Source organism: Azospirillum isscasi (assembly GCF_030849505.1).
Classification (GTDB): Bacteria; Pseudomonadota; Alphaproteobacteria; order Azospirillales; family Azospirillaceae; genus Azospirillum; species Azospirillum isscasi.
In genome coordinates, this window is the sequence record NZ_JAUJFI010000177.1 from 1 (window position 1) to 10841 (window position 10841).

Here is a 10841-nt window from a genome sequence, read left to right on the forward strand (position 1 = left end):
GCCGGGCGCTCGCCGCGCTCCAGCCCCAGCCCGCGCAGCCCGCCGAGCGCCCGCAGCGCGCGGTCCCGCAGGGCGGCGTAGCTCTCCACGGTCTCGGTGAAATCGTCGGCGACATGGACGAGCCGCGCCCCCGCCGTCCCCGCCGCCCGGTCCAGCGCCGCCGCCAGGGTCCAGGGAAAGGCCGGGTCCGGCGCCAGATCCGGCCCGCGGGACAGGGCGGGGCGGTCGGACAGGGGCTGGCCGATGGTGGCCCGGACGGCATGGGCGGCATGGGTATGGGCGGCATGGGTATGGGCGGGATGGTTGCCGCCGCCGTCCTGCGCCTCTTCGGTTTCGGCATGGTCCGGCAGCAGGTCGGCCAGATGCAGGCGCGGGCGGGTCGGGGCGGCGGGCTGCACCAGAACGGCGGCGTCGGCGATGCCAGGGGTGGCGGTCAGCCGGTCGCGCCATGCGGCGGACAGCGCGTCGTCCCACACCGGCACCCGCGCCAGCGCCGTCCGGTCGATCGCTCCGTCGGCGGTCCTGGGCATCCGGTTGATCCGCAACAGGGCCGTCAGGCCCACGCCGTCCGCGGGCGGCAGGGCCGCGCCGTCGCGCAGCGTGACATAGCCGACCCGCCTCCCGTCCGGCCCGCGGGCCAGCACGCAGGCGTCCAGAACGCCGGGCAGCGCCCGCAGGGCGGTTTCGGCACCATCGGTCCGGTCGGTGTCGTGCATGGCGCTTCCCCCTTTTTGTCGTTGGGCCGGATCAGCGGAACGGTTGCGGGACCGTCAACCCCAGATAGGGGATGGTCAGAAGGGCGTTGCCCCCGGCGGCGTCCTTTTCGGTGACCGGCTCCGCATGGGTGGCCTGGGGATCGGCGGGCTTGCGCTCCTGCTCAGCGCGGACGGCCCGTTCCGGCGGCGGGTCCGTTTCCGGTTTCCGCTGGGGAACGGGAGGCGTTGCGAAAGCGGTCGCGGCGGCTTCGGGTAGGGACACGGAAGGCTGTCCGGTGCCCGCCGTGCCCGTGCCCGTGCCCGTGCCCGTGCCGGTGTCCGGTCCGGTGTTGAAGATGATCGGAAGGCCGTGGCTGTTGTTGCCGATCACCACGACCTTGGCGTTGTTGGACGTGGCGAGCTGAATCGTCGCCTCGATCCCGCGCCAGGCCAGATAGGTGTCGGAAATCCCCTGCCGGACGGTTTCCTGGAACTTGCGGATGCCTTCCGCCTCCACCGCCTTGCGTTCGCTTTCCAGCTTCTCGCGGTCCAGGCGGTGCTGGTACTCCAGAACCATTTCCTGCTGTTCGATCTTGCGCCGGATGGCCGACTGCACCTGTTCGGGCAGCGTCACCTCGCGGATCATCACGTTGTTGAGTTCGAAGTAATCGTCCTCGTCGCTGTCGGTGCCGGTCCTGATGACGTTGGCGCCGTTCTTGGGAGTCACCCTGTCGCCGGCGGTGATGCCGTTGATGTTGGCGCGGTCGACCAGCCGGTTGAAGATGTCGGCTTCGATCTTCGACCGCTCGGGGCCGTACAGCGCGTCGGCGGGCCAGCGGGCGATGCTGTCGCGGGCCACGGTGCCGATCTGCGACATCAGCAGCACCTCCAGGAAATCGGGGCCGACCTTCCGGTGCATGTTGCCCAGCGTTTCCGGGCGCAGGCGGTAGATGAAGCCGATGTCCACCTGGATCGACAGCCCGTTGCCGGCGATGGCCGCATAGGTCCGCGTTTCCTCGTGCTGGCGCAGGTCGTAGAGGAAGACCCGGTTCCACGGGGCGATGAGGTGCACCCCCTCGCCCAGCGCCTTGTGGTGCACGGTGCCGCCGTCCAGCGCCCGCCACAGCACGCCGCCATGGCCCGCCGGCACCACCGTGACCATGCTGGGGGCCGCGTAGGCGAACAGGGTCAGGACGATCAGCAGCGCGATCAGCAAGGCCCGCGAATGATCGCCGATCCACCGCCGGACCCTGGTCGGCAGACCGGCCGGGGCCGGTTCCGTCGCGGCGGCGGATGCGGTGGAAACCGTCATCGTGGCGAAAACTCCCTTTTGCGGCTTCGCCGTCGCCGGGTCAGGCCGCCGGTTTCCTGCGGCGGGGCGACGTCATGATCATGGCCAGAAGCGCCACCGGCGGGGTCAGGAGGGCGGCCAGCAGGAAATACAGAACGAATCCCCCCCGCCGGCTTTCCCCGATCACCCCGATGATCAGGCAAATGCCCACATAGACAAGCACAGGCATCATGGCCAGCCTCGCAGCGGCATGGGAAACTCGTGGGAATCGACCGGTCGGGCGGTCGGGAAGCCCGCGGCCAGGGCAGGGGGCGGGCAGCGGTCAGGCGGCGGTCGCCGTGGTGTCCTTGGGGGGCGCTTCCGGAGTGGCGGAGCCGGCGGCCTTCGCCTTTTCCAGCTCGTCCAGGAAATAGGCGCGGGTCTTTTCCGGATCGAAGTCCAGCAGGGTCCCGCCGGTCTCGAAATGCTGGATGAACACCTTGCCCAGCGCCAGGGTGGCGGCGGCGGACAGCGCGGGCATCAGCGCGATGCCGGTCAGCGGGCCGACGATCGGGACCGCCTTGACCAGGGAGAACACGCCGCTGGTCAGCGCCGACGGCACGGCGCCGCCAAGGAGTGTGGCGACCAGCGCCTTGGCCCGGTCTTTGGCGAAGGGAACGCCGTAGAGCTTGGAAAGATCGTTGACCAGCTTGAGCTGGACACCGGCCACCCCCGCCACATCCAGCAGCGGCACCGGAATGAGACCGGCGCCCGCCGCCCATTTGGCCGCGGTCCGGGTGATCGCCTGCGCGTTTTCCAGCTGATCGCTCACGGTGTGTCCCCCCATCTGTGATGCCAGGTCCTATGACCTTTGTTCTCGGCGGCAAGCAAAGTTAAACAAAACAAAAACGTGCATATGGACTTTGATCCATTATGCCGCGGCAATCCGGGAAGTCCAGAATTTGTAGCGTCTTTTTAATCGGTTGGACCGGGTTCGCGAACGATTTGCCGGATGAGCCTGCGGAAGTTCTGCAACGGCAGGGTCGGATTGCCGGCTCCATATTTTCCATAATTCATCTTATGGGATTTGTATGCCGGAGTGGGGAGGAGCTTCCCCAAAGCCCATCCGCTGTCCCCGTGCTTTTGCTTGCCGTCGTCAGGGGGTCGACCCGCCGCACAGCGCGGCAAGGTCGCGGGCCACGCGGGCGACGACCGGCTCCCAGACGCCCGGCGCGTCCTGCCGGTAGAGGCGCATGGTCGGGTACCAGGGGCTGTCGCCGCGCCCGCGGAACCACCGCCAGCAGGCGTCGTAGCGCGACAGCAGCCACACCGGGCGTCCCGTCGCCGCCGCGAGATGGGCGACCGACGTGTCCACGGTGACGACGAGGTCCAGAGCCGCCGCGATGGCCGCGGTGTCGGCGAAGTCGGTGACGCCCGCCATGGGATCGACGAGCGTGCCCGCCGCGACGGCCGCCCTCGCCTGCTCCGCCGCGTCTCCCACCTGTAGGCTGACGGCCTCGATTCCCGGCACGGCCAGCAGCGGCTCCATCATCGCGAAGGGCACGCTGCGGCGGCGGTCCATCGCGTGGGACGTGGGATCATGGCGCCGCGGGTTGCCCGACCAGACGAATCCCACCCGCAACCGCCGCCCCGTGCGTCGGTCCCAGCCGAGCCGCTCCGCCCAGGCCGTCACCAGATCGGCGGGCGGCGTGATGTAGGGCTTGCCGGCGGGAATCCGGTCGATCCGGGTTCCAAAGGCGAAAGGCAGGCTCATCAGCGGGCAGCACAGGTCGAAATCCGGCAGCCCCGCCGTGTCGTCGTAGGTGGTCAGACGGTCGATGCCCCGCACGGAGGCCAGCAGGCGGCGCAGTTCCGGCTGGACGATCAGCAGCACCCGCGCCCCGCGGTCGGCCAGCAGCGGCGCGTAGCGGACGAACTGGAGGGTGTCGCCCAACCCCTGCTCGTAATAGAGGAGAACGGTCTTCCCGCGGACGTCCTCGCCCCGCCACACCGGCTTGCCGGACACCGCCGCGGATTGGCCGGTGTAGTCCCACCGCTTCTCGTAAAGCGCCAGCCCCTCTTCGAAGTCGCCCTGCGCCAGCTTCAGCACCGCCAGTTCGCAGAGCGGGTGCGGATGGTCCGGACGCAGGGATTCCGCGGCCTCCAGGGCCTTCTCCGCCTCTTCGAACCGTCCCGCGTCGCGCAGCGCGATGCCCAGATTCAAAAGCGTCTCGAAATGGCCCGGGTCCAGGGCGGCGGCGCGCGTCAACCAGCGCACGGCATCGCCGATCCGGCCATCGGCGGCCAGTGCGGAGCCGAGGTTGCCCGGAACGCCGCGGGCTTCCGGCTCCAGCGCCAGGGCGCGGGCGAAATGCCGGATGGCCTCGTCGTACCGCCCGGCGGCCTTCAGCGCCGCGCCCAGATTGCCGATGAAGGCGGTGTTCAGCCCGTCCCGCGCCACCGCGGCGGAGATCAGCGCGACGGCCTCCGCATGGCGGCCCCGCTGTCCGGCGACGATGCCCAGCAGGTGCGAGGCGTGGGCCTGATCCGGGTCGGCGTCCAGGATGCGCCGGTAGATGACCGCCGCCTCGTCCAGCCGCCCGGCCTGGTGGTGGTCGATGGCGACCGCATAGGCTTCCTCGATCGTCGCCATGCCCCGAATCCCGTGCTGAAACCGCCGAACGGACCCGCCATGCATTAAACCGGGACGTGTGCCGCGCGCAAGGCCTCGCCCTGAATCCGCTCAGTCCTCCAGCCGCACATCCTTGAAGACATGCAGGCCGAAGGGGTCCATGCGGTATCCCTGCACCTCCTTGCGGAGCGCGGTGAAGACGACGGAGTGGGCGATGGGCAGCCAGGGGGTTTCTTCCCGGAAGATCTCCTGAGCCTCCTGGTAGAGCGCGGTCCGCCGGGCGGAATCGCTGGTGCGCTTGGCCCGCTCGATCCGGTCGTCGAAACCGGCGTCGCACCATTTCGCCATGTTGCCGCCGCCGTCGCGGGCGGCGTTGCAGCTCAGCAGGGCGTACAGGAAATTGTCCGGGTCGCCGTTGTCGCCGGTCCAGCCGAGGATTCCGGCCTGATGCTCGCCGTTGGACAGCGCTTCGCGGTACGCCTTCCATTCCGCGGTCTTCAAGGTGGCGCGCACCCCGATCTTCTCCAGGTCGGCCTGCATCATCTCGGCCACCCGGCGGGCGTTGGGCATGTAGGGGCGGGTCACCGGCATGTACCACAGATCGATCCGCAGCCCCTCGCCCTGCCCTGCCGCCTGCCCCGCCTCGGCCAGCAGGCGCCGGGCCTCGCCGGGGTCGTAGGGATAGTCCTCGACCGCCCGGTTGTAGGACCAGAGCGTCGGCGGGATCGGGTTCACCGCGGGCTGGCCGCCGCCCTGGAACACGGCGTCCACGATGGTCCGCTTGTCGATCGCCATGCGGAAGGCGCGGCGCACCCGGACGTCGTCGAAGGGCGGCTTGCGGGTGTTGAAGGCCAGGTAGCTGACGTTCAGCCCCTCCTGCTGCAACAGGCGCAGGTCCGGGTCGGCCTTGATCTTCGGCAGGTCGGACGGGCTGGGCGTGGCAACGACGTGGCATTCCCCGGCGCTCAGCTTGTTATAGCGCACCGCGGCGTTCAGGGTGATGGCGAAGGCCAGGTTGTCGATGGACTGGCGCCCTTCCCAATAGCCGTCGAAGGCGCGGTAGCGGATCGCCACGTCGCGCTGGTAGGCGACGAACCGGAAGGGTCCGGTGCCCACCGGCTCCAGGTCGATGCGCTCCGGCGCGCCCTGCTTCAGCAGCGTCCCGGCGTACTCGGCGGACAGGATCGCCATGAAGGGCATGGCGAGGTTGGCGAGGAAGGGCGCCTCCGGCTGGTTCAGGACGATGCGGACGGTGCGGTCGTCCAGCGCCTCCACCGACTTCAGCAGGTCCGGCATGCCCATGTCGGTGAACAGCGGATAATCGCCGCCGGACACCGCGTGGAAGGGATGGTCGGCCTTCCATTGGCGCTCGATGGAGAAGACCACGTCGTCCGCGGTGAGCGTCCGGGTCGGGGTGAACCATTCGGTGCCGTGGAACCGCACCCCCTCGCGCAGGGTGAAGAGGTAGGTCAGCCCGTCGTCCGACACCGTCCATGATTCGGCGACGCCGGGGACGATCTCCGTCGTGCCGCGCTTGAACTGCACCAGGGTGTTGTAGATCGGCATTACCGCGTCGAAGCCGGTCGTCGTCGTGGCGATCTGCGGGTTCAGGCTGTCCGGGTTGCCTTCGGAGCAGTAGACCAGCGTCTTCGCCGCCTGCGCCGCCGTCTGCGTCGCCGCCTGGGGGGTGCCGCCGCTCCACAGGCCGGCGGCGGTCCCGGCCAGCAGGGCGAGGGCGAAGGCCGTGCTCCTGCGCGGGTGGGTCATGCGCGATCCTTTCCGTGTGCGGCGGGAGGCAGGCGGACGACGAAGCGCGCCCCGCCCTCCCCCTCCAGAGAGATGGTCCCGCCGAGCTGGCTGACGGTGTTGTAGACGATGTGCAGGCCGAGCCCGGCATGGCCCCGGTCGCGGCGCGTCGTGAAGAAGGGGTCGAAGACCCGCGCCCGCAGTTCCGCCGGGATGCCCCGGCCGTCGTCGGCGACGGTCAGCTCCACCACGTCCGCCGCGGCCTTGCGGGCGGTGACCGTCACGGTGCCGCTCTGTCCGTCCGCCGCCGGCCCGTCCGCGAAGCCGTGGTTGACCGCGTTCAGCAGCAGGTGCGAGACGATCTGTGTGATGGCCTGCGGGTAGCCGTCCACCACCAGCCCCGGCGGGCAGTCCACCGTCACCCGGTGCCCCGCCGGCCCCCAGGACGGTTCCAGAGCCTCCACCGCCTGAAGCAGGCAGAGGCGGAGGTCGAACCGCCCGCGCTTCTCGCCCGCCGGGTCCACCCCCAGCTCCTTGAAGCGCTGGACCAGCTCCGCCGCGCGGACGGTGTTGTTGACCAGCAGGTCCGACACGTCGCCCATGTCGTTGAGGAAGCGCTCCAGCTCGCGGCGGCGCAGCTGGCCGTTTTCAAGGAGGGCCGTCATCTTCGGCACCTTCTCGCGGATCAGGGTGGAGGTGGTCAGCGTGATGCCCAGCGGCGTGTTGATCTCGTGCGCCACGCCGGCCACCACCTGCCCCAGCGCGGCCAGCTTCTCCGCCTGCACCAGATCGGCCTGGGTCCGCCGCAGCTCGGCCAGGGTGGCGTCGGCCTGCTCCTTGGCGCGGCGCAGCTCGTCCTCGCGCCGGTTGATCTCGGCGGCGAAGTGATGGACGGCGCGGGCCATGTCGCCCAGCTCGTCCCGCCGCTCCAGGTCGGTCACCCGCCCGTCGCGCGGGTCGTCGGCCAGCCGCCGCGTCGCGCGCTGGAGCCGGCGCAGGGGCCGGGTGATGCCGCCGGCCACCAGAAGCGCCGCCCCGGCGGCGAACAGCAGGCCGATGGTCGCCCCGATGACCAGCGTGGTGCGCAGCAGGTCGGCGCTGCGCACCGCGCTGTCCTGGAACAGGTCGTTCAGCCCGCGGGCGGTGTCCATCACCGCGGCGGCGTCCATGTCCATGGCGGCGATGGCGGCGTTCTGGCGGGCCAGCCCGTCGGTGGCGCGCTCCAGCCCGTCGCGCCAGGCGGCGATGGCGGCCAGCATCTCGTCCTGGATCAGCGGGGAGATGGGCAGCCCGGCCACCCGGTCGCGCAGCCGCCCGCTGTCGGCGGCGACGTCGCGCAGGCCGCGGGTGTCGCGCCGCCCCAGCGCGGCCAGCGTCCGCCCGCTGAGCGTCAGGGCGGTCACGGCGACGTTCTGGGTCTCCTGCTCGACGGCGTGGGCCGACACGGTGTAGCGTAGAAGCTCCGCCACCTCCGTCTGGACGGCGTTGTAGCCGGTGCCGGCGACCTTCAGCACCCGCTCGGCAAGGGCGTCGTAGCGCGGCGCCAGCTCCGCCAGGGTTTCGTGGTCCAGCCGCCCGGCCTGCAACCGCTTCAGCTCCTCCAGGGCCGCCCCATAGACGTCGCCGGCGGCGAGCGCGCTGCCGTGTCCCTCCACGCCGCTCGCCTGGGCGAGCGCGGCGCCGAGCGATTCGGCGATGCGCTCCACCCGGTCCAACAGGAAGGTCTGGGCCGCGGCCTCGTCCTTCGCGGCCAGCCGGGCGTGCAGCATCGCTTCCCGCAGGCCGTGCAGGCCGTCCACCACGGCGCGGCTGGCGCTCAGCCGCCGGTCGGCCTCGGCCAGCGAGGCGACGAGCGCCACGTTGGCGGCGTGCTGCCGCTTGCGCGCCTGTTCGGCGAGGGCGAGCAGCCGGGCCTCCTGCTCCGCCATGCCGCGGGCGCGGGCGTCGCTGAAGGCGGTGGCGCCCACCAGCTCCTCCAGCCGGGCGGTGTGGCGGTCCGACGCGCGATGGGCGGTGTCCACCGCGTCGGCCTGGGTCCCCGCCTCGGCCAGCCCGCCCAGCGCCTCCAGCGCCTCCCGCGCGCCGTGCGTGGCGCGGCGGAACTTGATCTCGTGGGGAAGGCGGCCTTCGGGGGTGGAGTGGATGAAGTCGTTGCGGGCCGAGGTGGCGGCGATCATCTCGCGGTAGACGGTGCCGGCCAGCACCGCGGCCTCGCGCGAGCGCCCGGCGTGTTCCAGCAGAATCCAGGCGGACACCGCGATCAGCGCCGCGATGGCCACCGGGATTCCACCCACCGTCGCTATGCGATACGAGATCCTCATCACGCTCCGCCGGCTGCCGTTCCGCACGGGGGCCACGGGAGGCCGGCGGCGGAACACCGCGAGGCAAGCGATAGCATTCAGGAGTTGCCGAGTTATTTACAGTTTGGCGAAAATTCGAACTATTGCGGCACGAAACCGGCAACGAATGGACGCAGCGTTTTGGAGCCGCGCGCCGTCACCGCCCCGCCCCGCTGGGTGCGGGGCCGGTCGGGGTGGGGGCCGCGGTGTTCAGGGCCGGTGCCGCCGCGGGCTCCGCCTCCACGCGGCGCTTCAGGAGCATCAAGGCCAGGGTCGTGACGATGGTCCCGGCGGCGATGGCCAGGACGTAGGGGCCGAGCGGCGCCACCGCGTTGGGGATCGCCAGCACGAAGACGCCGCCGTGCGGCGCCCGCAGGCCGCAGCCGAACCACATGGACAGGGCGCCGGCCACCGCCGAGCCGGCCATGGCGGCGGGGATGACGCGCAGCGGGTCCTTGGCGGCGAAGGGGATCGCTCCTTCCGTGATGAAGGCGAGGCCGAGCACGCCCGCGGCCTTGCCGGCCTCCCTCTCCTGCAAGGTGAAACGGCCCGGCACGATCATGGTGGCGAGCGCCAGCCCGAGCGGCGGCGTCATGCCCGCCGCCATCACCGCGGCCATCGGCGTGTAGGTGCTGGAGGCCAGCAGCCCGACCGCGAAGGTGTAGGCAGCCTTGTTGACCGGCCCGCCCATGTCCAGCGCCATCATGGCGCCGAGCAGCGCGCCCAGCGCCACCGCGTTGGCCCCGGTCATGCCCTGGAGGAAGGCGGTCAGCCCGTTCATGATCGCCGCGACCGGCGTGCCGATGACGTAGACCATCAGCAGCCCGACCGCCAGCGTGCCCAGGAGCGGGATGATCAGCACCGGCTTCAGCCCTTCCAGATTCTGCGGCAGCCGGATGGTGTCGCGCAGCCAGCGGGCGATGTAGCCGGCCAGGAAGCCCGCCACGATGCCGCCCAGGAAGCCGGCCCCGATCTTCGCGGCCAGCATGCCGCCGATGAAGCCGGGGGCGAGGCCGGGCCGGTCGGCGATGGAATAGGCGATGTAGCCCGCCAGCACCGGCACCATCAGCCCGAAGGCCGCCTCCCCGCCGATCTGCATCAGCGCCGCCGGCAGGGTGCCCGGTTCCTTGAACGCCTCGATGCCGAAGACGAAGGACAGCGCGATGATGAGGCCCCCGGCGACCACGAGGGGCAGCATGAAGGACACGCCGGTCAGAAGATGCTTGTAGGGGCCGGACTGCGCCTCCTTCTGCCGCGCCTTGGCGCCGGCCACCTCCGTGGCGTAGGCGGCGGGAGCGGCACCTCCCGGCGCCGGGGCCGGCAGGGCGAGCGCCTCGTCGATCACGCGGGCGGGCTGCTTCAGCGCCTCCCCCACCGAGGTCTTCAGCAGGCGCTTGCCGGCGAAGCGGTCGGTGGCGACGTGGGTGTCGGCGCCGATGATGACCGCCTCGGCCTCGGCGATCTCCCCCTCCGTCAGGGCGTTCTTCGCGCCGACCGAGCCCTGGGTTTCGACCTTGATGCGCCAGCCCTTGGCCTGGGCCGCCTGCTTCAGCGCCTCCGCGGCCATGAAGGTGTGGGCGATGCCGGTCGGGCAGGCGGTGATGGCGACCAGCAGGCCGGGTCTGCGCACCGCCGTGGGGGCTGGTTTGGGAGCCGGCTCCGGCTCCGCTGCGGCCGCCCCGGGAGCATCGTTCAAGGCGTTCCCGATCACCGTTCCGGTGTCGCGGATGGCCGCGGCGGTCGAGGTGCGCAGGACCGGCTTGCCGGCGAAACGCGAATCGTCCACGGCGATGTCCGCGGCCAGGATCACCGCATCGGCCCCGGCAATGTCGGCGGCGGAGAGCGGGGTCTGCACGCCGTTCGACCCCTGGGTCTCCACCGCGATGGAATGCCCCATCAGCGCGGCGGTGCGGCGCAGCGCCTCGGCCGCCATGACGGTGTGGGCGATCCCCGTCGGGCAGGCGGTCACAGCCACGAGCTTTGCCATGTCGTTCCCCTCCGGCGCTGAAAACTCCTACAGGTCCTCCACCCGCACCGCCCGCATCAGCTCCGCGAGGCGCTCCGGCGGCGGCAGTTCCGGGCCGAGGCGGGCCAGCGTGCCGGCGGCGAAGGCGGTGCCGCGCCGCGCGCAATCCTCCAGCCCCACCCCCTCCGGCCCC

General features: G+C 71.2%; 7 protein-coding genes and 1 pseudogene. All 8 read right to left on the bottom strand.

The features are described from left to right. Window positions 1–716, bottom strand: a pseudogene (locus QSG27_RS24485) (hypothetical protein); the annotation flags it as partial. Between the two features lie 31 nt (window positions 717–747). After that, window positions 748–2007: a prohibitin family protein gene (locus QSG27_RS24490; RefSeq protein ID WP_306710766.1), complete on the bottom strand. Its 1260-nt coding sequence runs from the start codon at window positions 2005–2007 to the stop codon at window positions 748–750. A gap of 40 nt (window positions 2008–2047) precedes the next feature. Continuing rightward, window positions 2048–2218 carry a hypothetical protein gene (locus tag QSG27_RS24495; RefSeq protein ID WP_306710768.1) on the bottom strand — a complete coding sequence of 57 codons (171 nt, stop codon included), beginning with the start codon at window positions 2216–2218 and terminating at the stop codon, window positions 2048–2050. Window positions 2219–2308: 90 nt separating this feature from the next. After that, window positions 2309–2797, bottom strand: coding sequence for a YcjF family protein (locus tag QSG27_RS24500; protein ID WP_306710770.1), 489 nt, complete (start codon window positions 2795–2797; stop codon window positions 2309–2311). Between the two features lie 324 nt (window positions 2798–3121). Next, a complete protein-coding gene (locus QSG27_RS24505) occupies window positions 3122–4618 on the bottom strand; it encodes a tetratricopeptide repeat protein (RefSeq protein ID WP_306710772.1) in 1497 nt (498 codons plus the stop codon). 90 nt (window positions 4619–4708) lie between these two features. Further along, complete coding sequence (locus QSG27_RS24510; RefSeq protein WP_306710774.1) at window positions 4709–6364, bottom strand: ABC transporter substrate-binding protein; 1656 nt, start codon at window positions 6362–6364, stop codon at window positions 4709–4711. Further along, a complete protein-coding gene (locus tag QSG27_RS24515) occupies window positions 6361–8664 on the bottom strand; it encodes an ATP-binding protein (RefSeq protein WP_306710776.1) in 2304 nt (767 codons plus the stop codon). Before QSG27_RS24515 ends, QSG27_RS24510 begins: the two co-directional genes overlap by 4 nt. A 175-nt stretch (window positions 8665–8839) precedes the next feature. Beyond that, window positions 8840–10669 (bottom strand): PTS fructose-like transporter subunit IIB, encoded by a 1830-nt coding sequence (locus tag QSG27_RS24520; RefSeq protein ID WP_306710778.1) that lies wholly within the window; start codon window positions 10667–10669, stop codon window positions 8840–8842. Between the last annotated feature and the right edge of the window lie 172 nt (window positions 10670–10841).